The organism is Sediminibacter sp. Hel_I_10 (assembly GCF_000688335.1).
Classification (GTDB): domain Bacteria; phylum Bacteroidota; class Bacteroidia; order Flavobacteriales; family Flavobacteriaceae; genus Psychroserpens.
In genome coordinates this window covers 2,916,022-2,941,202 of record NZ_JHZX01000001.1, presented here as the reverse complement: position 1 = coordinate 2,941,202, position 25,181 = coordinate 2,916,022, and the positions used below count along the sequence as shown (strand labels likewise).

Below are 25,181 nucleotides of genomic sequence, written 5' to 3'. Positions count from 1 at the left end.
CACAATAAAAAACACCTTAATTAATTAAGGTGTTTCTGGACTAATTCAAATAATTGCCTTCTCCAAGGCATTTATAACTTATGATTCTAAGCCTTCCATATAGGTTAGAACATCTGTGGCGTTAGAAAGTTTCGCGTATTTCTCAGCGGTCATCCCTTTGTCGCTTTTTTTATTCAACTTGGCGCCTTGTTCTACCAGTACTTTCAATACGTCTAAACGGTTAAATTTAGCAGCATACATGGCTGGGGTGAGTCCGTTTGATTTTTCATTGACATCTTGGCCAAGTTCAATTAATTTTTTAACGGTCTCAAAGTCACCTTTTACGATGGCCATGCAAAATGGATTGACGCTTTTCTTGTTTACAACTTCAATTTTAGAGGTTGTAGAAATGTCATTTGAAGCATTTAAGGAGTTGATTGAGAATCCTAATGCGATTGCGATAATGATTGCTGTTTTTTTCATGATGAAAGATTTTAAAATGATTATTGTTTTTTGATTACACTAAATAGACGACTCGTTTATAAAATTGTTACAGAAATAAATTTTGATAACATTTTTTTAACTATTTGTAAGCAAAAAAGTTACGTAAGCTTCAATTTCAGAAATTCTTATGATGTGTTTTAATCGATATGGGCCTACAGTAATAATTTGTAGTATTTGTTTTATGAAAAATTTAGATATACCCTTGTAATCTTTTACCTTTGAGTTAAAACCAAGATAGCATGAACAAAAAAGTAATTTTGATGATATTAGATGGCTGGGGCTTATCTCCAGACCCTAAAGTTTCGGCTATAGACAATGCCAAAACCCCGTTTATAGATTCACTTTACCACAACTACTCTCACGCCACTTTGAGAACCGACGGTCTAAATGTTGGTTTACCAGAAGGACAAATGGGCAATAGTGAAGTTGGTCATACCAACCTGGGAGCAGGACGTATTGTTTATCAAGATTTGGTTAAAATTAATTTAGCCATAAAAGACAATACCCTAAAGGATGAAAAAACGTTGGCAGATGCCTTTGCATATGCTAAAAACAATCAGAAATCTGTTCACTTTTTAGGTTTATTAAGTGATGGTGGCGTTCACTCTCACATAGATCACTTATTTGGTTTGATTGATGCCGCAAATAATGCTGGGGTACAACAGTCATACGTTCATGCATTTACAGATGGCCGTGATGTAGATCCTAAATCTGGTTTTGGCTATGTGACCTCTCTTGAAGACCACATGAAAAACACCAATACCAAATTGGCTACCGTCACTGGTCGTTATTACGCCATGGATAGAGACAATCGTTGGGAACGCATAAAATTAGCTTACGATGCCATGGTGAATGGCGAAGGGCTACACAGCAAAAATGCTACTGAATCTATCGAGGATTATTATGATAAGGATGTTACTGATGAGTTTATCAAGCCTATTGTTATGGTTGACGATGCAGATAAGCCTGTAACAAAAATAGCCGATGGTGACGTCATTATCTTTTTCAATTTTAGAACAGATCGTGGAAGAGAATTGACAGAAGCACTTTCTCAGAGCGATTTTCATGAGCAAAACATGCACAAACTAGATCTTTACTACGTTACAATGACCAATTACGACGAGTCATTTAAAGACGTGAAAGTCATTTACAGTAAAGATAACCTCACCGAAACATTAGGTGAAGTTTTAGAAAAACACAATAAAAAGCAAATTCGTATTGCCGAAACGGAAAAATATCCACACGTCACCTTTTTCTTTTCTGGCGGTCAAGAAACACCTTTTAAAGGAGAAACTAGAATTATGAAAAATTCTCCAAAGGTGGCTACTTATGATTTACAGCCAGAAATGAGCGCTTTTGAACTCACTGATGCATTGGTCCCTGAACTTAAAAAAGGAGATGTTGACTTTGTTTGTCTCAACTTTGCTAACGGTGATATGGTTGGTCATACAGGAGTCATGGAAGCAGCCATAAAAGCCTGTGAAGCGGTTGACACCTGTGTAAAGAAAGTTGTTGAGACTGGATTAGACAATGATTATACGACCATCTTAATTGCAGATCATGGCAATTGTGAAACCATGATTAATCCTGATGGCAGCCCCAATACCGCCCACACCACCAATCCCGTACCTATCATACTTATAGATAATGACAAAACCTCTATAAGCGATGGAATTTTAGGAGACATTGCACCTACCATTTTAAAACTTATGGGAATTGAGCAGCCAGAAATCATGACACAAAAATCCTTAGTATAGCGAAATGGAATTGGATGTTATTGTAGTTTTACAACCCATAAAATGAGATTATGAACTTTTTAGAAAAACTGGTCATTGCAATCGATTTTGACGGCACTATTGTAGAGGACGCTTATCCTAAAATAGGAAAGCCGCGCATCTTTGCCTTTGAAACTATGAAACGCCTCCAAAAAGATGGGCATCGCCTTATTCTTTGGACCTATCGTTGTGGCTCTAAATTAGATGAAGCTGTAGCGTTCTGTAAAGAGAATGGCATTACGTTTTATGCGGTAAACCATAGTTTTCCAGAAGAACAGTTTGAAAACAGCATAAGTCGTAAGATCCATGCCGATTTATTTATTGACGATCGCAACATTGGCGGCGTTTTAGGCTGGGGAGAAATCTACCAGATGATCACCAAGGAAACGCCAGAAATGCCCGCAAAGAAACCTAAAAAAGGATTGTTTTCATTTTTCAAAAAGTAGTGTTAGTATTGCGTTAAGGTATGATAGGCTTTGTCGATAGCTTCACGGTGATCTGGATGTGCAATTTCGACTAGAGATTTCACACGCTGAGTAATGGTTTTTCCATAGAGATTAGCAACCCCATATTCTGTAACAACATAATGTACGTGAGCCCTGGTCGTTACAACTCCCGCACCAGAATTTAAAGAAGGTACAATTCTACTTATGCCATTTTTTGTAGTTGATGGTAACGCAATAATTGCTTTACCTCCTTCGCTTAATGCAGCCCCGCGTATAAAATCCATTTGACCACCAACACCAGAATACATATTTGCTCCAATAGAATCTGCGCAAACCTGACCAGTGACGTCTACTTCAATCGCTGAGTTAATAGCCACCATCCTGGGATTTTGTTTAATCACCGATACATCATTGGTGTAGTTGGAGGCACGCATTTCTACAAAAGGATTATCGTCAACATAATCATACAAACGCTGAGAACCAATTAAAAATGTAGACAGCGCGCGACCGCGATTCACAGCTTTAAAATTTCCGTTGATCACGTTATTGAGGATCAAATCAATCACCCCATCAGAAAACATCTCTGTGTGCAAACCCAAATCCTTATGATTCGTCAATCGGGTCAACACGGCATTGGGAATGCTTCCTATGCCCATTTGTAAGGTGCTTCGATCCTCAATTAAATGAGCTACATAATCACCAATCTTGTTTTCTATAGCAGAAGGCTCGGCCATAACATGGGTTGGTAAGGGTTCATTACTTTCTACAAAGGCATCAATCTCTGATACGTGGATGATTCCCGCACCATGCGTTCTTGGCATAAAGGTATTGACTTGGGCAATTACATAAGCCGCATTATCAATAGCCGCCAATGTTGCCTCTACAGAAACACCTAGTGAGCAATAGCCATGGCGATCTGGCACTGAGACATGAATAAGTACAACATCTAATTTTAGAATATTTCTTTTGAAAATTGTAGGTAGCTCGCTTAAAAAAACAGGCGTGTAAGAACCGTTTCCTGATTTTAGGGTATGTCTAACATTTTTACCAATAAAAAATGAATTGACATGAAAACTTCTTTTAAAATCAGGATTGGCATAAGGCGCCTCTCCTTCGGTATGCAATTGGCATATTTCTACATTTCGTAATTCCTCATGTCTTGCAGACATTGCTTTTATAAGCGCTTGAGGTGCTGCCGCCGCGGCTTGAATATAGACACGTTGGTTAGAACTGATCTTTTTTACAGCTTCTTCAGCAGATATTGGTGAGTACATCATCTTTTTTTTACAAAAATAAGGGCTTTGTTTTTTATTGAAAATGACTTAAATCAGCATTTATAAAAGTTTAATGCCCCTCTTAAAATTCCTATCTTTGCCAATATTTTACTCAAGATGATTATAGCAAAAACACCAGAAGAAATAGAATTGATGCGTCAAAGTGCGCTCATCGTCTCTAAAACATTAGGGATGTTAGCTAAAGAAGTTAAAGAGGGTGTCACTACAAAAACACTGGACACTATAGCAGAGACTTTTATTAGAGATCATGGCGCTTTGCCCGGTTTTAAAGGGCTTTATGACTGTCCATCAACGCTTCTTTGTAGTGTTAATGATGCCGTAGTTCATGGATTACCAACCGACATCCCCTTAAAAGATGGAGATATTGTATCTATAGATTGTGGCGCTTTAATGAATGATTTTTACGGTGACCATGCCTACACGTTCGAAATAGGTAATGTCAACGCCGAGACAAAAAAACTCATAGAAGTCACCAAAGCCTCTTTATATATGGGAATTAGCGAGTTTAAAATCAATAATCGCGTAGGCGACGTTGGTTTTGCTATACAAGACTATTGCGAAAATCATGGTTATGGTGTTGTAAGAGAATTGGTAGGTCACGGCTTAGGACGCAAAATGCATGAAGATCCTGAGATGCCAAACTACGGAAGACGCGGCCGTGGCAAAAAGTTTATTGAAGGCATGGTTGTAGCCATAGAACCTATGATTAACGGTGGCACTCATAAAGTAAAACAACTTAAGGACGGTTGGACTATTGTGACTCAAGATGGTCAGCCTAGTGTACATTTTGAACACGATGTGGCTATTGTAGATGGTAAACCTGAGATTTTGTCTACGTTTGCCTACGTTCATGAAGCCTTAGGCATTACATCTAATGAAGAGGATGCGTTTAGACGTGAAGCCATTATTTTATAATTACGCTTAAGATTGCATTATTAAAAGCGTTTAAAGTGTTTACTCTGAAAAGCTAGATCCTGTCATGCTGTTCTATAAAACTTTCTTAATCACGTAACACTTTTACGTCTATATACTGTTTTTTATCATCTAAGAATTTGAAAAAGCTTTTCAAAATAATTCTAAACACCATCCCTAGGCCTATTCTTATTAGGCTCAGTTATGTGGCAAGACCTGTGTTAGCTTTGGCGCTTAGAGGAGACAACTATACAGACCCTATAGATGGTAAGCATTTTAAAAGCTTTTTGCCTTATGGCTACGGAAATCAGCGTAACAACGTACTCTCGCCTTCCACATTAAGTTTAGAACGCCATCGGTTATTATGGCTGTATCTTAAAAACGACACCAATTTTTTTTCTTCGGAAATCAACAATGGAAAGAAACAAAACGTCTTACATTTTGCGCCTGAGCAATGTTTTTTGAACCGTTTCAAGAAACTGGAGCATATAAATTATACAACGACCGATTTAGAATCGCCCATTGCAGATGTTAAGGCTGATATTTGCGATCTTCCCTTTGAAAATAACAGCTATGACGTAATCTTTTGCAACCACGTCTTAGAGCACATCCCTGATGACGCCAAGGCGATGAAAGAATTGTATCGGGTGATGAAGCCTGGAGGATACGGGATTCTTCAAATTCCGCAGGATCTATCGCGAGCCAAGACTTTTGAGGACAACAGCATTACAGACAGGGCAGAACGGGCTAAAATCTTTGGGCAGTATGACCACGTGCGTGTTTACGGTCTTGATTACTTTGATAAACTACGCCAAGTGGGGTTTAAAGTAGACGAGGTAGACTATACGGCTCAACTTTCCGAAGAAGAGATTAGAAAATACTGTCTAGCTCCTGGTGAGATTATTCCAGTAGTTTATAAATAAATATATCATGTTACAATCTATAATCATTGCCACAGCCACTTTATTTGGGATGCTCTCTGTTATTTTTGGAGCTTTTGGAGCCCATGCTTTGAAAAACACCTTATCAAGTGATCAATTGAGCAGTTTTGAAGTTGGTGTAAAATACCAGATGTACCATGCGCTACTGTTATTGGTCTTAGGATGTAATCCCAACTACGTAACAGCTTCTATTTACTGGTGCCTAACCTTAGGAATCGTCCTGTTTTCGTTTAGTATTTATGGTTTGGTTTTATCTGATGCGAAAGGCAAAAAACTTCGGTTTCTAGGACCAATTACTCCCGTCGGGGGCTTACTATTAATTGCAGGATGGCTGCAATTACTCTTAAATGCCATTATATAGTAGCATTGATAAGTAAGCCTTTGAAATTTATGGTTTAGTGCAAAAACTGCAAACTCTAAATTGGCTTTGATTTGCTGAATCATTATGAGCTATACGTTTTCACGGGCAGATATAGACAGTGATTTCGAACCACAAGAGATTATTCCAGTGGTTTATAAGTCTTAGTTCTCAGGAAAATTATTCAAATTCAAGGTTTGCAATTCTTGCGCTTCATTCTCATAGATGATATAAATTTTTAATTCCGGGTGAATTTCCGAGAATTGCTCAACCGCTCCATTTCCCATGGCTTGAAAAGCGGTGGCGTATCCATCTGCAGTCATACAATCTTTTGCAATAACAGATACACTTAAAATATTGGTTTTTGTAGGATAACCTGTTTTGGTATTAATAATATGGGCATAACGATTACCACTGCTATCTACTTTAAATTTACGATACGTACCTGATGTTGCCATGGCTTCATTTTTTAATGAAATGGCCTTAAAAATAGATTGCTCTCCATCAAATCTCGGTTCATCTAGACCAACACGCCAAGCTTCTTGTTTTTCTACATTAAAGCCCTTGACACGAATTTCGCCGCCTATTTCTACCAAATAGTTTTGGATGGCATGCGCTTCTAGAAACTCAGAGATGACATCAACCCCATAGCCTTTAGCAATAGCATTAAACTCAAGATAGGTTTCCGTAGGCTTAACAATTTCTCCATTTTTTAAGCTGACCTTATCAAAGCCAACAAAACGCATTAAACTATCTATAGTGGTACTATCGGTTAAAAACTTTCCATTCTCGGCTCCAAACTTCCAAGCATTTACAACATCTCCTATAGTGGGATCAAATATGGCGTTGGTTTCTTTGTAAATCTCCTTAGATTTTAAGAAGACCTTTTCAAAATGCGTATCAATGGAGACCGGCTCATTTCGGTTTATTTTGGAAATGTCAGAATTTGGAATATAGGTGGACATTGATTGATTAATGACTGTAAACAGACTATCAAATTGCTTTGTAAAATCTGCCTCTGCATCATAAATAATGGAATAAGAAGTGCCAAACACAGGCCCAGCCAGCTGCGTATTCTTAGGTTCTTTACTGCATGAGCTGAAGAACACTAATAGTAAAAGCAAAACCGAAATCTTACTGATGGTATTGCAAAATGGTATGCATTGAAATTTAGAGGTCGCCATAATCATCTTAGTTTAAATTGGGCTCAATAACTTGAATGCCGTTATATTCGATAAGGTATTCTTCATTTAAAAAAACAGGAAGACTTTCGCCATTGGGATTTCCTAGGCCAACGCCGGCATAGAGTACTTTAGCATCTTTTTCAAAGGCGTGCTTTTTAAAAGTTTCCATCCACACCATATCATAGTTATTTGGGTTTTCTGGAAGAATCACTGCCCGCACAATCACAAAGAAATATTGATTGTTCTTATCGGTACACACAAATTGAGGATGTCTTTTAAGTTTACTGTTAATGGCAATAAATTCAAAACCTCGAGATTCTAGGTCCTTACCAACATGGTTCATGGCAAGGTTATGAAGTTCTTGTTTGGAAAGGGCTTTACTCATTTCATTTCCGCAGGAGCGGTAGACTTTTAATTTCAACAAAAGTACAAAATGTTTTATTCAGACCTTCTTGTCTACAGCATTCTGAATCCTCAAATCTTACTTAAATCTTACGAACTTAGAATCATAAAAGGTATAGTTGGAAACGGGAATCACGATATCTTGCTTAAGATGATACCAAGGTGATATAGATTGGTCTTCTAAATTTTTAACCAAATGTACACTCTGCGCCGGTGTATTGCCTTGAAACAACAGGTAGATAGCATCGCCTTTAGAATTAACAGCTTTATCTCCAATCATCACAATATGACCAGGTGAGCCGCCTTTAATGAGCATGTCTCCAATTTTTAAATCACTATCAGCAATAGGCTGTAATTCATTGTAGAGGGAGAGCGTCCCAGAGTACATGTATATTAAATTCAAATATTTATAAAAATTAGCTTCAGAATGATTTGCTTGAGCTACTTTATGAAAAGAGACCTGGTTTCCTTCTATTTTTGGTCGATATCCTTCCGCATAATGTTGCCAAGAACAGTAATGTCCCGAAGTAAAATTAAAACCAATCTCCGCCTTTCTGTTTTGCTTCCAAAGATATTCACTTCGGATTCTTATCAGCGCATCGGCACATTGTTGTAATCCGTTTTTGGGCACAGCGACTTCAAGAATGCCGATATGACCATCTTGCCAAAAATATTCAGACGTATCATAATTGATAATTTTACTGCCGAAAGGCTTCAATTTATAGTCGCGAAGATAGGCCTGAAAACTTCCCTGTTTAACGGCTACTCTATGATATCCTATAGGAAGATTGACCCTTGATCCAATTGTTAAACTATCCTCATCTATCAATCCAGGAGTCTCTACACTAACCGCACTGATCATGGAAATGGATTGCTGCATCGGTTTATAGATATAAGCAAGAATACCCATGGCGATAACAAAAACCATAAAAAACCAAAACTTCTTCATAATACACTAACGTGGTTTTTCTTTCTTTTGGTATCTCTTATTGAAATTTCAACCTTTTTTAAAAACTACTTTTACCTGATTTCTTCTGAAACATTACAGCATAAAACCGCATCATAACCCTTAAAAATATCCTATAAATAAAACCCCATCAAAAGAATCCATTTATAATCTAAGATAAACTTTGGTTTACAATGACATTATGATTGGATTGATCCTTTTGCTTTTTAAGAATAATTTAATAGAAAAAATCAGGCTTTTTATTATCTTAGAAAGAAAAAAGCATGACAACGCGCCTGAACAACGCCTTAACTAAACTGTATAAGGCCTTTCACAATAACGAATTACACCCTGAATGCTGTAAAAAATGTGCTGTTGGTAATATTTGTGATAATACCGATACATGGAAGCACCTTACAGATGTTCATGGCTCTGTTAAGCTCAATTACGTGGGTTTAGTTAATCAAAATTTTGGAAAACGCATTCACGGTTATACGCCACTTGAGTTGCTGCAGATTGAAGCTGAATTCTTGAAAGGTTGCGGCTATTCTGGACCTATTGATCGCTACTGTAAAAAGCCTAAAGATCCAACTCAAACAGACAATCTATTTAATGGGTTATGTGCCGTAGTAGCTTACTTATGTAAGTTAGATCACATCCCGAACGTTATGGATTACACCAAACTCTTTGAGGTAGAAAATAACCAGCCTAAATATGAGTTAGTCTAAACTTTAAGCCAGTACAAATGAAAAAACCAACTCTTTCGAGTTGGTTTTTTTTATTCTGTGATTTTAGAACTTCATCCATATAGCCTTGTAAAGCCATAGTAGAATCTTATCCACCAAAATCATCAAATCTGATATTCTCATCTGGGATTCCATAATCTTCACCCATTTTTTGAACCGCCTGGTTCATCAATGGTGGTCCACAGAAATACAATTCAATATCCTCAGGAGCGTCGTGTTTGCTCAAGTAATTATCAATAACACAGTTGTGAATAAACCCAACAAAACCGTCTCCAGGTGCATCGATGTCCTCTTTAACTTTCCAGTTATCTTCTTCCATAGGTTCAGATAGTGCTAAATAGAATTTAAAGTTTGGAAAATCTTTTTCCAAAGCTCTAAAATGCTCTAAATAGAACAACTCACGTTTAGAACGTCCACCATACCAATACGATACTTTACGACCCGTTTTAAGAGTTCTGAACAACTCATACAAGTGTGAGCGCATTGGCGCCATTCCTGCTCCACCACCAACATATAACATTTCAGCTTCAGACTCATTGATAAAAAATTCACCATAAGGACCTGAAATAGTCACTTTATCTCCTTTTTTCTGATTGAAAATATAAGAAGAGGCAATACCAGGATTAACAGACATCCAATCGCCTTTAGCTCTATCAAATGGAGGAGTTGCAATACGAACGTTCAACATAATCTCACGTCCTTCTGCTGGGTAAGAAGCCATAGAATAAGCTCTTTCTACAGTCTCTGAGTTTTTCATTACCAAAGGCCATAATTTAAATTTATCCCACTCTGCTTGAAATTTATCAGGTGTTTCATGCTCCTCTGGGTGCGCAGTGATATCCATATCTTCAAACTTCACTTCACATGGTGGAATTTCGATTTGAATATATCCACCAGCTCTGTAACCCATATCTTCAGGGATCTCAACAACAAACTCTTTAATGAAAGAAGCCACATTATAATTTCTTACAACGGTTGCTTCCCATTTTTTAATTCCGAATACTTCTTCAGGAATGGTGATTTCCATATCCTGCTTCACTTTTACCTGACAAGAAAGTCTAGCACCGTCTTTCAATTCTTTTCTGCTGAAATGCGGGGTTTCTGTTGGAAGTGCTTCACCTCCGCCAGAAAGAACGTGACATTCACATTGAATACAAGTACCACCACCACCACAAGCAGATGGTAAAAATATTTTGTTTCCTCCTAAAGTAGATAACAAGGTACCACCAGAGGCTACTTCAATTTCTTTCTCACCATTAATTTTGATGGTCACAGGACCAGATGGTGATAATTTTTGCTTTACGAACAATAGCAAACTAATCAATATCAACGTAATCAATAAAAACGCTGCTACGGTTGCTAATACGGTTCCTAATGTTCCTTCTATTGCTAACATCATGATCACTGGATTGTTTTAGTATTATCGGCTAATTCTTTATGCTCATCAGTTGATTGCTCCATTGGTTCTTGAATTTCAACTTGTTCTTGAGTTTCTTCTGCAGCTTCTTCATCTCCACCGGTTAACATACCACCAAAACTTAAGAAACCAATTCCCATTAAACCTGTAATGATAAACGTAATCCCTAGGCCTCTTAATGGTCCCGGAACATTACTATATCTAATTTTTTCACGAATGGCAGCAATGGCTAAAATTGCTAAAAACCAACCAATTCCTGAAGAGATACCATAATTTAAGGCTAAGCCAAATGTAGGAATCTCACGAGATTGCATAAATAATGATCCACCAAGAATTGCACAGTTTACAGCAATAAGGGGTAAAAAGATACCCAGAGAGTTGTAAAGTGATGGTGAAAATTTCTCAACTACAATTTCTACCAATTGTACCATGGTTGCAATAGTCGCAATAAACATGATGAAAGATAAAAAGCTTAAATCTAGTTCGGCCGTACCTTCAACACCTGTCCACTTTAAGGCTCCAGGTTGAAGAATATAAACATCTAATAACCAGTTTAACGGTACTGTAATCGCCAATACAAAAATAACGGCTGCTCCAAGTCCTACTGCTGTAGATACTTTTTTAGAAACAGCTAAGTACGAGCACATCCCCAAGAACACGGCGAAAACCATGTTATCGATAAAAATGGACTTGAAAAAAAGTTCAATGTGTTCTATCATTGTTTTATTATTTAAAGTTTCCGAAGTTATATGTTACCATCACCCCGAAAGTTTATTTTATTTTAATTAATCTTCAATTAAATCCTTATTTCTACTACGTTGTGCCCAAATAATAAGTCCAACAATAATCAATGCCATTGGTGGCATCAACATAAATCCATTATTCTCATAACCGATAGAATACACTCCCGTTTTTTCAATGGCATCTCCCAAAACAGGATACCCGAACAATGTTCCAGATCCTAAAAGTTCTCTAAAGAAGCCAACCGCAACCAAGATAAGTGCATAACCTGCAGCATTACCAATACCATCCAAAAACGATCTCCAAGGTCCGTTACCTAATGCAAAGGCTTCAAAACGCCCCATGATGATACAGTTGGTAATAATCAAACCTACAAATACTGAAAGTGTTTTACTCAATTCATAAGCATAAGCCTTCAACACCTGATCTACAATAATTACGAGCGCCGCCACAACAATAAGTTGTACGATAATTCTAATTTTTGAAGGTATGATGTTTCGCATAAGAGAGATCACTACGTTACCTACACCTAATACAAACATTACGGCAATACCCATTACTAAAGATGCTTTTAGCTCTGCTGTAATGGCCAATGCGGAACAAATTCCCAATACCTGGATGGTAATTGGATTATTATCTGCTAATGGATCTGTAATTAACTTACTATCCTTTTTTGAAAGTATTCCCATCTTAGTTAGTTTCGTTTTTTAAGTTCTTAAAATAAGGCACATATAATCCCATATCTGCTTTGATCATTGCCGATACACCATCACCAGTAATAGTAGCACCTGCAAGGGCATCAACTTTATAATCTGTTTTTCTTTCGTTTTTAGGATCATTATTACCCTTCGCAACATTAATACCTTTAAATACGCCATTTGAGGTCAATAAATGCTCTCCGTAGAAATCGTCCATAAAATAACGTTGCTTAATATTTGCACCAAGTCCTGGAGTTTCACCGGCATGATCAAAGAATGTACCTCTAACAATCATGTCTTCATCAACGGCTATAAATCCCCAAATAGCGTCCCACAGTCCTTTACCGTAAATAGGTGCCACATAATAAGTTTTTCCTTCGTTTTCACCTATAAACAAGGGCAGCTTTCTAGGATTTCCTTTTTTGGCCTCTGCTTGTTGTTTTTTAACATCAATCAAATATGGCTCTTGCCCGTCATTGGCATCCATATATTCTTGTCTGGTTTGCTTGCTTATGATCTTACCGTCTTGATATTCTAAAACCAGTTGATCTTTCACTTTAGTCTTGAACATTTCTGCTACTTTATCGGTAGAGATAAATTCAATTGTGGTCTCTTCATTTTGATTATAGCCCATTGCATAAAGAATGTTTTGCTGCTTCTCAATACGCTCATTCTCGCTAATTGCAGGCTTTAAAGAGGACGCTGTAAATGCTAATAGCGAACCAACCACCAATACCATAACAACGGCAAATATGACGGTATATAAATTTTTATCTGTTTTCTTTTCCATGATTTGAGTTTTATATAACTACTAATTCAAGCTAATAGATTAGGCGTTTACCATTTTTAAACGTTTTCTACGTTTCTTAACATTGGCTTGAACAACATAATGATCAATTGTTGGTGCAAAGACATTCATTAACAAAATGGCTAAGAATACACCTTCTGGATATGCAGGATTAAATACACGGATCATAATAGATAGGAAACCAATTAAGAACCCGTAGATGTATTTACCTTTATTGGTTTGAGAAGATGTTACAGGATCTGTTGCCATGTAAACTGCTCCAAATAGAATACTTCCTATAATTAGGTGTTGCCAAAATGGAACGCTCATTAATCCAAAGAATTTACTGCTTTCACCAATCCATCCGGCATCTACAACGCCATTAAAGATAAGTCCCATAACTAAAGCTCCCGCTAAAGCACTTACAATAATTCTCCAACTCGCAATTTTTGTAAAGATCAAGAATAACGCCCCAATAATGATCAATAATTTAGAGGTCTCACCCACCGATCCTGGTATCAAACCAAAAAACATATCGGCATAGCTGTAGGCTACTTCCTGACTTTGCGCATAGGTCCCTAAGATGGTTTCTCCTGAAATAGCATCTAAGTTTTGACCCGCTGCAATCATATTATCTCGTTCTACGGCACCGTGTACCCAAACTTTATCACCAGACATCCAAGTTGGATATGCAAAGAATAAGAAGGCACGAATAGTTAATGCTGGATTTAGAATATTCATTCCTGTACCACCAAAAACCTCTTTACCAATAACAACACCAAAAATAACAGCAACAGCTAACATCCAAAGTGGAATGTCAACAGGAACAATTAAAGGCACTAACATACCTGTAACCAAATATCCTTCTTCAACTTCATGGCCTTTGATAACTGCAAATACAAATTCTACAGCTAAACCTACACCATAAGATACAATGACCAATGGTAGAACCGTCCAAAGACCAACAACCAAGTTATCTAAGGTCCAGAAGCTAGATCCTAAAAAACCATTTGCCGACTCAATCTCACCAAGTGCTAAATAATGTTGGTAACCCGCATTGAACATACCAAAAATCAAACATGGCACCAAAGCAATGATCACCGTGTTCATGGTACGCTTTAAATCATCTACAGCCTTAATATGAGTCCCGTTATGGGTAGTCTCATTAGGCGTGTACAAAAAAGTATGCAAGGCATTAAACGCAGGTGCCATTTTCTTACCTTCGTACTTCTTCTTTATTTCGTGTAATTTACTTTTTAAGCTCATTTTTTATAACTGTTTGCAGTTAGGGATTGTTGAAAAACCGAGTATATGGGTTGTATGTTATCCTATTTCCTTTAACATGAGATCTAAGCCTTTTCTAATAATCTCTTGATGAGGCTGCTTAGATACACAGATAAATTCTGTTAAGGCAAAATCTTCTGGAGCTACCTCGTACATTCCCAAGGCTTCCATTTCATCTAAATCCTCATACATGCACGCTTTAAGAATCTGCATAGGAAAGATATCCAAAGGAAATACTTCCTCATAACTTCCCGTCACCACAAATGCGCGATGTTCTCCGTTTGTATTGGTATCTAGATCATATTTTTTATTAGGATTCATCCAAGAAAAGGTCAGAGCCCTTGTTGATGAAATCTTATCAAATACTGGTTTATTCCAACCAAAGAACTCATAATCGTCACCTTCTGGGATCACAGAGATCAATGTTGCATAGTAACCCAAACTTCCATCTGGCTTCACTTGTTTACCAGAAAGCACGTTTCCAGAAATGATACGGTCATTACCACCTTTTTCAACCCCATTATCATAAACCATGGTAGACACTTCACTTCCTATTCTGGTTTTGAAATATCTTGGCTTTTTAACTGAAGATCCTGCCAAGGCCACAACACGTTCTGCATTAAATTTCCCTGTTAACAGCAATTCACCAATAATCACTAAGTCAGCAGCACTTATGGTCCAAACTGTTTCTCCTTTGTTGATTGGGCTTATTTTGTTAATGTGCGTCCCCACATTTCCTGAAGGGTGTGGTCCTGAGACCTTATGCACAGTAACATCATTTAAACCAGACAATGGAGACGTATTGGCGTTGACACCAACATGCACCTTCCCTTTTGTTAATTTTGACAATGCAGAAACAGCCGCTTGTAATTGTGCTTCTTTCCCTTTAAGTACAAAGTCTAAATCTGCTGCTAATGGCGCAGAATCATAACCCGAAATAAAGATAGCTTTTGGTGTTCTTGCAGGATCTGCAATAACATCATAAGGTCTTTGGATGATGAATGGCCAGCAACCAGACGCTAAAAGATGTGCTTTTAAAGTATCGGCATCTGAGTTCATATCGAACTTACCAAAATCCTTAAATGTTTGCTCTTTGTCTGCTTGTATTTTTATAGCGTCAATACGACGTTTTGGTCCTCTTACAATTTCCACTACTGTACCCGAAACTGGTGAAACAAATTTCACCTCCTCATGGTTTTTATCGTAAAAAACTACATCACCTGCTTTAAGGCTTGTATTTTCTTTTGCAACGAGTTTAGGGGTAACGCTATGGAAATCTTCAGGTCTTATGGTGCAGAAGTTACTGACAATGGCTTCTTCAAGCGACTTTTCAGCTTCACCAACAAGATTTATATTCAGACCTTTTTTAATTTTAATGTCGTTTGACATACGCTTTAGATTGAAATTAGTTGTCTAAAAATCCGTGCAAATTTACGAATAAATTGAGTAAAATAATAAGATGGGTTTTTAAGTTTATTATTTTTATTGGTTCTAAATAAGATGAAGCTACTTATTCTCTTCTTTCGGATCCCTCTTTAATTTTTCAGGCAGAAACTCTAAATACCGGAATGAGAATCACAACCCATTGACCAGGCTTTTGTTAAAAAGCAGCAAATGTTCAAAATGTTTTAGGCATAGATTTTGACTATATTTACAATTCAAAAAAAAGAACATGACTAAATTCCTTTTCACCCTACTGCTTTTCTCAGGTTTTATAGGGCATAGCTACGCTCAGTTAGAAGAAATCAATCCGCCCGATTATATCAAATCGATCACCTTTAAAAGTCAAAGCACTGCTCAAGGTCAACTCCCCATCTTAAGATTAGGTGAAACTTTTTATTTAGAATTTGATGCTTTGGTTACTGATGAGCCCGACTTTTATTACACTATTGAGCATTATAATTTTGACTGGACCAAATCGTCACTAGCCAAATTAGAATATCTTGACGGTTTTGATAATTACCGGATTACAGATTATAAAAATTCCTTAAACGCGTTTCAACTCTACTCGCATTACAAACTATCTATTCCCAATAGACAGACTCGTGGATTAAAAAAATCTGGTAATTACCTCATGAAAATTTATAATGAAGATGATGAGCTCGTCTTTACTAGAAAGTTTATGATTTATACACAGGAATTGGGCGTTGGCGTAAATATCAAACGCAGTAGAGAAGTAAAATATGTAGACTCTAAACAAACCGTCGACATTGTTGTGAATTCTGGTAGCATCAACCTCAACAATCCAAACGAAACCGTAAAAACAGTCATTATTCAAAATAACAATCTCAACACCGCAATTAAAGACGTAAAACCGCAGTACACCTTAGGCGGAGAATTGATCTACCGTTACGTTGATAAAACCGCGTTTTGGGGAAGTAATGAATTTCGATTTTTTGAAACCAAAGAAGTTAGAGCGGCCAATGTGGCCATACAGTTTATAGATTTACAGGATATTTACCAAACCTATTTGTTTACAGAACTACCTAGATACAATCAGCCTTACACGTACAACCCCGACATTAATGGTAATTTCTTGATAACCGCCATTGATGCAGATAACGTTGCTATAGAAGCCGATTACACCATGGTTCATTTTTCATTAAAATACCCCGAATTTAAAGATGGCAGCAAAATCTACGTGTATGGAAATTACAATAATTACGCTTTAGCACCAGAAAACCAACTTAAATATAATAGCGAAAAAGGACTTTTTGAAACCGCTTTTAAATTGAAACAAGGATTTTATAATTACAAGTATGTTGTTGTAGATGCTAATGGTTATTTGGATGAGGGCAGAATAAGTGGTGATTTTTGGCAAACCGAGAACAATTACAAAGTCTTAGTGTATTACCGCGACCTTGGTGCACGTTACGATCGATTACTTGGTTTTGGAGAAGCCAATTCAGTCAACATTTCCAATTAAATGATGCATCAGGAAAAGGATTTCCGTTTCATCTAAAACCCGACATCCGTTACGTTTAATTTCGTTGGAAGAGATCGATCTTCATTTTTTTTAACTGAAATAAGACCCGTAAATAGAACCGCTATCAAGGTTAAATTTTTATGCATTGAAACCATCTCATTCCTAAATTCAGATTTCCAATTATTCGGGATAAATTTGCAATCATCAACAGGACTAGAATTACTTACTGTCATGAACGAAGATTTAAAATTATTTCAAGAGCTCGCAGAGCTTCTCATTTCCGAAGAAAAAAGAGCTCCGGTTGCCAAACCAATAGACACCACCGCTCTTTATAATACCATAGACCTCAGTCTTCCTGAAGCACCAACTCTGGATGAAGACTTTATTTCTGTTCTCAAATCACTTATAAAGCACACCCCAAAAACGGCTTCTACCTCTTTTTTTAATCAATTATACGGTGGAAGAATGACTAGAGCCACCTTAGGCGATCTGCTATCGGTCATGCTCAATAACAGCATGTACACCTATAAAGTTGCAGGTCCACAAGTAGGCGTTGAGAAAATAATTCTTAAAACCATTTGCAAAATGATTGGCTATCCCGAAACCGGCGATGGTACTTTTGCTCCTGGCGGCTCCATGAGTAATTATATGGCCGTGCTCATGGCAAGAGACAAATACAATCCCGCTTCCAAAACCGAGGGATTATCTCATAAAATGACACTCTATTCTTCTGACTGTGCACACTATTCCATTACAAAAAACGCCTCATTTATTGGTGTAGGTAGAAATCAAGTGCGGCCAATTAAAACCAACGACAAAGGTCAAATGTTGGTAGATGATTTAGAACTTCAAATTAAGAATGATCTCGCTAACGGGTTTCAACCGTTTTTTGTAAATGCTACCGCAGGCACAACGGTTTTAGGTGCTTTTGATGATGTTGAGGCCATTAGCAAAGTGTGTAAAACGTATGACCTCTGGCTACATCTAGATGGCGCCTATTGCGGGGCAGTGATTTTTAGCGACACCTACAAGCACTTGGTGAAAGGGATTGAACATACAGACTCCTTTAGCGTAAATGCCCATAAAATGCTGGGTACACCCTTAAGTTGCTCTATCATTGTTACAAAAGATAAGGAGCAACTCTACCAATCGTTTTCCAATGATGCCGATTATTTATACCAAACCCATGATGACGAATTTAATCTCGGCAAAACCTCTCTACAATGCGGAAGACGTAATGATGCCCTAAAACTTTGGACCTTATGGAAATCGATAGGCAGTAACGGACTCAAAAAAATCGTAAATCATCAATTTGATTTGGCAGATTTGGCAAGAACTTATATCGAAGATCATCCAGATTATACGCTTTACAGCTTCGAAGATTCAATTTCAGTATGTTTTAATTATAAAAATATCTCTGCAGAGAAACTATGCACCCAGCTTTATGAGCATTCTGAGCTTATGGTTGGCTTCGGAAATTTTAGAGACCAGAAATTTGTGCGCTTGGTAACTATCAATACGTTGATTTCTAAAAGCGCCCTCATTGCTTTTTTTAAGACGCTTGAAACATTTGCCTCGAAAATGGAAAATTAAAAACCAAATCTCAAAAAAAAGCGTATAAATTATATTGAAACGATAAAAATTAGTCTTACATCGGAAAAAATATAGAGTTTACATTTAATTCTTTATTTTTACATACTCAGTCTCAACTCTATTATGGTACAACAAGTTACAAGTGGCATTAAGATTTCTGTAGAAACTTCCTTTGAAGGGACCTTCTACAAAAATTACAAGGTGCATTTTGCTTTTGGTTACCAAATCACTATTGAGAACCAAAGCAAAGATTCTGTTCAATTACAATCGCGATACTGGTCTATCCTTGATGCACTAAATAATGTTGAAATTGTTGAAGGCGAAGGGGTCATCGGTAAAAAACCAGTTATTAAACCTGGCGAATCACATACGTACTCTTCAGGTTGTTTGCTTACATCTCCTTTTGGAGCGATGCAAGGCCATTACAATATGGTCAACTTTTCAACCACCAATAAATTTAAGGTCATCATCCCATCTTTCAAATTAAGCGCACCTTTTGCTTTAAACTAAGCAGTATTAAATTTACAAAGAAGAATTATTTAGAACTAGAAGAGAACGTGTGTCCTTGTTGTACTAATATTTTTTAATCCACTCCTCCAAACCAATTCCAAAAACGCAGATCAACATTTTCTTTTTTAAAAGTCACATCTTACAAAAACCTTATCAGTCTTTTAACGAGCTTTTAATACTGTTCATCCTAGGTACTCTCTAAAAAATTGTACCTTTAGCGCTAAGACAATTTATGAATTACAAAAACCGATAATTTAAAATGGGAAAAGGATTTTTCAACACACCAATAGCTGTCAATGAACCAGTTAAGACTTACGCACCAGGTAGTCCTGAGCGCGAATCTGTTTTAGCTGCTTATAAAGAAATGTTTAACAGTAAAATTGATGTACCACTTTATATAAATGGTAAAGATGTTACTACGGGTAACACTAAAACCTTATCTGCACCACACGATCATCAACATGTTGTTGGCACCTATCATTTAGCTGAAAAAACACATGTAGAAGAAGCAATCTCTACAGCTTTGGCAGCAAGAACCGAATGGGCCAATTTAGCATGGGAACAACGTGCAGGTATTTTCTTGAAAGCTGCAGAATTAATTGCCGGACCTTACCGTGCAAAAATTAATGCAGCAACAATGATTGCGCAATCTAAAACAGTACATCAGGCAGAGATTGACTCCGCTTGCGAGCTTATTGATTTTTTACGTTTCAACGTGCAGTACATGACCGATATCTATCATGATCAACCTGAAAGTACTTCAGATGCTTGGAACCGACTAGAATATCGCCCACTTGAAGGGTTTACTTATGCTGTGACACCTTTTAACTTTACGGCCATTGCTGGAAATTTACCATCTTGTATGGCACTTATGGGTAACGTTGTGGTTTGGAAACCTAGTGATAGTCAAATTTATTCTGCTAAAGTCATTATGGACGTTTTTGAAGAAGCAGGTGTACCACCAGGAGTCATCAACGTTGTTTTTGGCGATCCTGAAATGATTACCGAAACTGTTTTGGCCAGTCCAGATTTCTCTGGATTACACTTTACCGGCTCAACAACAGTGTTTAAAAACATATGGAAAGAAATTGGCAATAACATACATAATTACAAGAGTTATCCAAGAATCGTAGGAGAAACTGGTGGTAAAGACTTTATTGTTGCGCACAAAACAGCAGACGCTAAGCAAGTTGCAACAGCCATTGCGAGAGGTGCTTTTGAATTTCAAGGTCAGAAATGTAGTGCAGCATCTAGAGCATACGTTTCCTCTAATATTTGGGAAGAAGTCAAAAAACACGTTGTAAAAGATGTAAAATCTTTTAAAATGGGATCTCCTGAAGATTTAAGTAATTTCGTTACTGCAGTAATACACGAAGGATCTTTTGACAAATTGGCCAAGTATATTGACGCTGCCAAAAAAGACGCTGATGCAGAAATCATCGTTGGTGGTAATTATGATAAGAGTAAAGGCTATTTTATTGAGCCGACTATTATTGTAACTACAAATTCTAAGTACACCACAATGCATACTGAGCTCTTTGGACCAGTAATTACTATTTATGTTTACGACGAAAACAAATTTTCTGAAACTCTTAAGCTTGTTGATGAAACTAGCGATTATGCATTAACAGGTGCTATCTTAGCAAAAGACAGATATGCCATTCAAGAAGCTACAAAAGCACTTCAAAATTGTGCAGGAAACTTTTATATCAACGATAAGCCAACTGGTGCTGTTGTAGGTCAACAACCTTTTGGAGGTGCAAGAGCATCGGGCACCAATGACAAAGCTGGTAGTGTGTTGAACTTGCTACGTTGGATTTCTCCTCGTATGATCAAGGAAACATTTGTAACCCCTACAGATTATCGATACCCTTACATGGGCGAGTAATCGACAACTATTATCATAAAAAAATCCTTAAGAATCTTCTTAAGGATTTTTTTATGCATTCTTTTAAATAACAAGGTGTTATACTATCTTGTACTTTCAACCACTAAAGTTTCCCTCATGAGAAAAAATTACGTCTTACTTCTACTTTTGTGCCCTCTTATTCATTTTGGACAAACCATAACGTTCGAATCTTCAATTACAGCCGATCTATCCGCTTATACAGATGCAGAAAATTTTTCTGGTCTGGGAGAATATAAAATTTTCCTCGATACTAACGACGGCGTTTTAGACAAACCTATCATTCTACTAGATGGTTTTGACCCAGGCGATCTTCGAACTATTGACGGGCTTTATGATATCTTGAATTTTTCTGGTTCTGAAGGTGATCAAAATTTGGCAGACTTAGTAAGAGCGGAAGGCTACGACGTTGTTTTACTTAATTTCCCAAGGTATTTAAGACTTAGTGATGCATCCTTAATGCATATTGACGCTATAGAAGATACAAATGAAGACATGATTATTGATGAAGCAGACTTTCCTGAAGGCAGCACACTTATTGATGGTGGTGTTGATTTCATGGAACGTAATGCCATGCTGCTGGTAGATCTTATCAATCAATTAAACACTGATAAAGTGGGAAATGAAGAATTGGTTATTATAGGTCCAAGTATGGGCGGTATCGTTTCTAAATACGCTCTTAATTATATGGAAAGTGAAGATTTAGCGCATGAGACCCGTCTCTATATTTCGTTTGATGCTCCACATTTAGGAGCGAACATCCCTTTGGGATTTCAGCATCAATTTAATTATTTGGCTTACGGATTGAGTAACGGCTTAGAGGTACAAATGTTGCAACCCATAATAGACAACCTATTTAAATCACCTGCTGCAAGACAATTATTGACCGATCATTTTGAGTCTCATTTATTAGCCGGTAGCAGTGCCAATTTTGACCCGACCAAGCTACTTCCCGAAGCGCATCCTTTTAAAGCTATTTTTGATGCTGATATTAATAATTTAACCTCTACCGGTTTTCCTGAAAACACAAGAAACATAGCCATTATCAATGGTAGCGGAATAGGTAATCCTTATCTAGCTATAGATGACACTGCCGTTACGCCTGGATTCGCCGCCTTAACTATTGAAGATTTGAGCTTGCCAGATGTGCAGCCTGTAACCAATGTCACGGCGAACGTTAGCATCAATCTCACTCCAGCAACGTCAGAGGGAATATCTGTAATTAGCAGTATTAATGTTGATGGTTTTTTTATTTTACCCTTGTCTCTTATTGATGTTGAAGTAATGGCACAAGCACCAGCATACACAGACGGCATAGACGCAGCTCCAGGAGGTCTTTTTAGTATTTCGGCATTCACAGATGCAGCAGGTGCAGAAGGGGTTTTCGGTGCTTTTACCAATAACCTTAGTATAGATAAATTTAGCTATGTTCCTTCGGTAAGCGCCATGGCTATCGATTTTCCTAATGATGAAGTCAATTGGTACACCTCCATTGATTTTGAGGACACAAATACGTCAACCACATTTGTAAATTGGTATCTGCCCATTGAAAACGAAAACCATCTGCAACTTACTCAAGACAATGTGTTCTTTGCTTTAGAGGAAATATTTGAGGGCGCCTTGTCTTCCCCAAATTATGAAAATGCTTATGCTATTAAAATAGCACCTAATCCTATCGGGGACGATCTTATAATTTATAGCAAAAATGTGTTCAATTCGGTCTCTGTCATTATTACAGACATGACGGGCAAGATCATTTTTAAAACTAAATATGACACCCTTTTAAAGCAACAATCAATTCCTTTAAATTTACAATCAGGCGTCTATATTTTCAACATGAGGGACGGGAAATCCTTAAATTATCATCAAAAAATCTTGAAACGCTAATACTTTCCGAAAAAATAGGCGGGCAAATAAAATAGCTATTTCAATCTAAAACCCTGATATTATCCTCTATATTTTATAGGAAGATGTACTACCTTTTTGGTTTCGAAAAAGGGCTCTTCAAAAACAGTAGTGAGATCATAAATTGTGGCCGTTTGGTAGGTTGCCAACTCCTCTTTTAAGTCACCACCCTTTAAATAAAGAATGCCGTTTTTTAAATCATTATTCTGAGCTTTCGAGATCTTCCCTTTAACCCAATGCACAAAAGTAGGCATGGTCGCCACTGCTCTGCTCACTATGAAATCGAATTGCTCATTAATATCCTCAACTCTACTGTGGGTGGTTTTTACGTTTGTTAACCCTAGACCTGCCACAACCTCATCTACTACTTTTAGCTTTTTTGCAATACTATCTACAAGGTGAAATTGACATTCGGGAAATAAAATAGCCAATGGCACTCCCGGAAATCCTCCTCCAGTACCAACATCTAAAATTCGTGTACCAGGTCTAAAAGAAATAAACTTGGCTATACCCAAAGAATGCAACACATGACGTAGATACAACTCATCAATATCCTTTCTAGAAACCACATTAATTTTTAAATTCCAATCTTGATAAAGCGTTTCTAATTGTTCAAATTGGGTAACTTGAGTATCGGTCAATTCTGGAAAATAATGGAGAATACGTTGCATTGGCTCTAAATTTTGAGCAAAAATAGGCATTTCCCTTTGTTTATTTTTGCATTATAATTAACGCAGACCGAGTAATTATTAATTATCTTTGTTATTCGATATGATTTCTCGCGCTACAGCGTTAGTCTTAAAACATATTTTTATGTCAAAGCAAACCTTATCCTTTTCAAGAACAGATTCCGCAAAGTTTTTTAGAACGCTTAATAAACGCGTCAACGATTATTTTAAAGAAAATAACATTAAAAGAACGGGGAACTGGAAGCTATGGGTGAAGACCTTGATCATGTTCTCTATATTTCTCGCACCGTACTTTCTAATCATGACGCTTGAAATCCCAGGATGGGCACAATTGTTACTTACTATTGTTATGGGGATTGGTATGGCTGGTGTTGGCATGAACGTGATGCATGATGGCAACCACGGCTCATTCTCTAATAAAGAATGGGTAAATAGATTAATGGGAAGCAGCATCTATATTTTAGCAGGAAATGTTTACAACTGGAAGGTACAACACAATGTCTTGCACCATACCTACACCAATATTCATGGCCACGATGAAGATTTAGAAGCTGGTCGGGTTTTACGTTTTTCTAAGCACGCCGAATGGCATAAACATCATAAATTTCAACATTACTACTCTGTATTGCTTTACGGTTTATTAACCATTAATTGGGCAATTACGACTGATTGGAAGCAGATGACGAGGTATATGAAACGTAAATTATCTTACGGAAAAATGCCAAATCCAGTTGCAAATTGGAGCAAGTTGGTGATTTCTAAAGTGATTTATGTATCTCTTTGGATTGTATTACCGATGATTGTTTTAGATATTGCTTGGTGGAAAATACTCTTAGGCTTTTTTATTATGCATTATGTTGCTGGTTTAATTTTAAGTGTTGTATTCCAACTCGCTCACGTTATGGATGATGCTGAAATGCCATTACCTGAAAAAGACGGTACCATGAAAAATACTTGGGCCATTCACCAATTGAAAACAACGATTAATTTTGGAGCTAACAACAAAATTGTAAATTGGTATACTGGTGGTCTTAATCATCAAGTAGAACATCATATTTTCCCACACATTAGTCATATTCATTACGGTAAGATCTCTAAGATTGTGAGAGAAACAGCTAATGAGTTTAACTTACCTTACAAAGAATACGAAACGACTAGGAAAGCAATTGCAGCTCATTTCAGGTTTTTAAAAGAAATGGGAATGAAGCCTGCAGCTCTGCCAGCATAAACCATCAAT

24 protein-coding genes are annotated in these 25,181 nt (G+C 37.2%); 12 read left to right on the top strand and 12 right to left on the bottom strand.

What is annotated here, in order from left to right; all coding sequences use genetic code 11:
* Positions 1-78: 78 nt before the first annotated feature.
* Positions 79-462, bottom strand: coding sequence for an ankyrin repeat domain-containing protein (locus P176_RS0113310; protein WP_026755164.1), 384 nt, complete (start codon positions 460-462; stop codon positions 79-81).
* Positions 463-722: 260 nt separating this feature from the next.
* Here P176_RS0113310 and gpmI point away from each other — a divergent pair, with 260 nt between their 5' ends.
* Together gpmI and P176_RS19490 are read left to right on the top strand one after the other, a co-directional pair.
* Entirely contained in the window at positions 723-2,240 is a 1,518-nt protein-coding gene (gpmI, locus tag P176_RS0113305) for a 2,3-bisphosphoglycerate-independent phosphoglycerate mutase (protein ID WP_026755163.1), read from the top strand.
* 50 nt (positions 2,241-2,290) lie between these two features.
* On the top strand, positions 2,291-2,704 hold the full coding sequence (locus tag P176_RS19490; RefSeq protein WP_026755162.1) for a BT0820 family HAD-type phosphatase: 414 nt from the start codon (positions 2,291-2,293) through the stop codon (positions 2,702-2,704).
* 2 nt (positions 2,705-2,706) lie between these two features.
* On the opposite strand, the gene P176_RS0113295 is transcribed toward P176_RS19490, so the two are convergent.
* The gene (locus P176_RS0113295; RefSeq protein ID WP_156033239.1) at positions 2,707-3,978 is read right to left on the bottom strand and encodes an acetyl-CoA hydrolase/transferase family protein; all 1,272 of its coding nucleotides are present in this window, start codon (positions 3,976-3,978) and stop codon (positions 2,707-2,709) included.
* Between the two features lie 117 nt (positions 3,979-4,095).
* On the opposite strand from P176_RS0113295, the gene map reads away from it, so the two are divergent.
* The 3 genes from map (at position 4,096) to P176_RS0113280 (ending at position 6,213) form a co-directional block, all read left to right on the top strand.
* Positions 4,096-4,914, top strand: coding sequence for a type I methionyl aminopeptidase (gene map, locus P176_RS0113290; RefSeq protein ID WP_026755160.1), 819 nt, complete (start codon positions 4,096-4,098; stop codon positions 4,912-4,914).
* 137 nt (positions 4,915-5,051) lie between these two features.
* Complete coding sequence (locus P176_RS0113285) at positions 5,052-5,834, top strand: class I SAM-dependent methyltransferase (RefSeq protein ID WP_026755159.1); 783 nt, start codon at positions 5,052-5,054, stop codon at positions 5,832-5,834.
* Between the two features lie 7 nt (positions 5,835-5,841).
* Positions 5,842-6,213, top strand: a complete 372-nt coding sequence (locus P176_RS0113280) for a DUF423 domain-containing protein (protein ID WP_026755158.1) — start codon at positions 5,842-5,844, stop codon at positions 6,211-6,213.
* 161 nt (positions 6,214-6,374) lie between these two features.
* On the opposite strand, the gene P176_RS0113275 is transcribed toward P176_RS0113280, so the two are convergent.
* The 3 genes from P176_RS0113275 to P176_RS0113265 form a co-directional block, all read right to left on the bottom strand.
* The gene (locus P176_RS0113275) at positions 6,375-7,394 is read right to left on the bottom strand and encodes an FAD:protein FMN transferase (protein WP_081820765.1); all 1,020 of its coding nucleotides are present in this window, start codon (positions 7,392-7,394) and stop codon (positions 6,375-6,377) included.
* Positions 7,395-7,401: 7 nt separating this feature from the next.
* On the bottom strand, positions 7,402-7,779 hold the full coding sequence (locus P176_RS0113270) for a hypothetical protein (RefSeq protein ID WP_026755156.1): 378 nt from the start codon (positions 7,777-7,779) through the stop codon (positions 7,402-7,404).
* A gap of 96 nt (positions 7,780-7,875) precedes the next feature.
* On the bottom strand, positions 7,876-8,745 hold the full coding sequence (locus tag P176_RS0113265; protein ID WP_026755155.1) for a DUF4846 domain-containing protein: 870 nt from the start codon (positions 8,743-8,745) through the stop codon (positions 7,876-7,878).
* 281 nt (positions 8,746-9,026) lie between these two features.
* On the opposite strand from P176_RS0113265, the gene P176_RS0113260 reads away from it, so the two are divergent.
* A complete protein-coding gene (locus P176_RS0113260) occupies positions 9,027-9,470 on the top strand; it encodes a hypothetical protein (protein ID WP_026755154.1) in 444 nt (147 codons plus the stop codon).
* 106 nt (positions 9,471-9,576) lie between these two features.
* On the opposite strand, the gene nqrF is transcribed toward P176_RS0113260, so the two are convergent.
* From nqrF to P176_RS0113225, 6 genes are all read right to left on the bottom strand, one after another.
* Complete coding sequence (gene nqrF / locus P176_RS0113250; RefSeq protein ID WP_026755153.1) at positions 9,577-10,887, bottom strand: NADH:ubiquinone reductase (Na(+)-transporting) subunit F; 1,311 nt, start codon at positions 10,885-10,887, stop codon at positions 9,577-9,579.
* A gap of 2 nt (positions 10,888-10,889) precedes the next feature.
* Positions 10,890-11,624 carry an NADH:ubiquinone reductase (Na(+)-transporting) subunit E gene (nqrE, locus tag P176_RS0113245; RefSeq protein WP_026755152.1) on the bottom strand — a complete coding sequence of 245 codons (735 nt, stop codon included), beginning with the start codon at positions 11,622-11,624 and terminating at the stop codon, positions 10,890-10,892.
* Between the two features lie 66 nt (positions 11,625-11,690).
* Positions 11,691-12,335 carry an NADH:ubiquinone reductase (Na(+)-transporting) subunit D gene (locus P176_RS0113240; protein WP_026755151.1) on the bottom strand — a complete coding sequence of 215 codons (645 nt, stop codon included), beginning with the start codon at positions 12,333-12,335 and terminating at the stop codon, positions 11,691-11,693.
* A gap of 1 nt (position 12,336) precedes the next feature.
* Positions 12,337-13,134: a Na(+)-translocating NADH-quinone reductase subunit C gene (locus P176_RS0113235; RefSeq protein WP_026755150.1), complete on the bottom strand. Its 798-nt coding sequence runs from the start codon at positions 13,132-13,134 to the stop codon at positions 12,337-12,339.
* A gap of 39 nt (positions 13,135-13,173) precedes the next feature.
* Positions 13,174-14,397, bottom strand: a complete 1,224-nt coding sequence (locus P176_RS0113230) for an NADH:ubiquinone reductase (Na(+)-transporting) subunit B (RefSeq protein ID WP_026755149.1) — start codon at positions 14,395-14,397, stop codon at positions 13,174-13,176.
* 57 nt (positions 14,398-14,454) lie between these two features.
* Positions 14,455-15,804, bottom strand: coding sequence for a Na(+)-translocating NADH-quinone reductase subunit A (locus P176_RS0113225; protein WP_026755148.1), 1,350 nt, complete (start codon positions 15,802-15,804; stop codon positions 14,455-14,457).
* A gap of 283 nt (positions 15,805-16,087) precedes the next feature.
* Here P176_RS0113225 and P176_RS0113220 point away from each other — a divergent pair, with 283 nt between their 5' ends.
* From P176_RS0113220 to P176_RS0113195, 5 genes are all read left to right on the top strand, one after another.
* On the top strand, positions 16,088-17,341 hold the full coding sequence (locus P176_RS0113220) for a DUF5103 domain-containing protein (RefSeq protein ID WP_026755147.1): 1,254 nt from the start codon (positions 16,088-16,090) through the stop codon (positions 17,339-17,341).
* Between the two features lie 231 nt (positions 17,342-17,572).
* Positions 17,573-18,934: an aminotransferase class V-fold PLP-dependent enzyme gene (locus tag P176_RS0113210; protein WP_026755145.1), complete on the top strand. Its 1,362-nt coding sequence runs from the start codon at positions 17,573-17,575 to the stop codon at positions 18,932-18,934.
* A 123-nt stretch (positions 18,935-19,057) separates the two neighbouring features.
* Positions 19,058-19,444 (top strand): Co2+/Mg2+ efflux protein ApaG, encoded by a 387-nt coding sequence (gene apaG, locus P176_RS0113205; protein WP_026755144.1) that lies wholly within the window; start codon positions 19,058-19,060, stop codon positions 19,442-19,444.
* Positions 19,445-19,703: 259 nt separating this feature from the next.
* The gene (pruA, locus tag P176_RS0113200; protein ID WP_026755143.1) at positions 19,704-21,332 is read left to right on the top strand and encodes an L-glutamate gamma-semialdehyde dehydrogenase; all 1,629 of its coding nucleotides are present in this window, start codon (positions 19,704-19,706) and stop codon (positions 21,330-21,332) included.
* A 117-nt stretch (positions 21,333-21,449) separates the two neighbouring features.
* Positions 21,450-23,237 (top strand): T9SS type A sorting domain-containing protein, encoded by a 1,788-nt coding sequence (locus P176_RS0113195; RefSeq protein WP_026755142.1) that lies wholly within the window; start codon positions 21,450-21,452, stop codon positions 23,235-23,237.
* Positions 23,238-23,296: 59 nt separating this feature from the next.
* Here P176_RS0113195 and rsmG read toward each other — a convergent pair whose 3' ends face one another.
* Entirely contained in the window at positions 23,297-23,926 is a 630-nt protein-coding gene (gene rsmG / locus P176_RS0113190; protein ID WP_026755141.1) for a 16S rRNA (guanine(527)-N(7))-methyltransferase RsmG, read from the bottom strand.
* A 142-nt stretch (positions 23,927-24,068) separates the two neighbouring features.
* Here rsmG and P176_RS0113185 point away from each other — a divergent pair, with 142 nt between their 5' ends.
* Positions 24,069-25,172, top strand: a complete 1,104-nt coding sequence (locus P176_RS0113185; RefSeq protein WP_026755140.1) for an acyl-CoA desaturase — start codon at positions 24,069-24,071, stop codon at positions 25,170-25,172.
* Positions 25,173-25,181 lie beyond the last annotated feature (9 nt).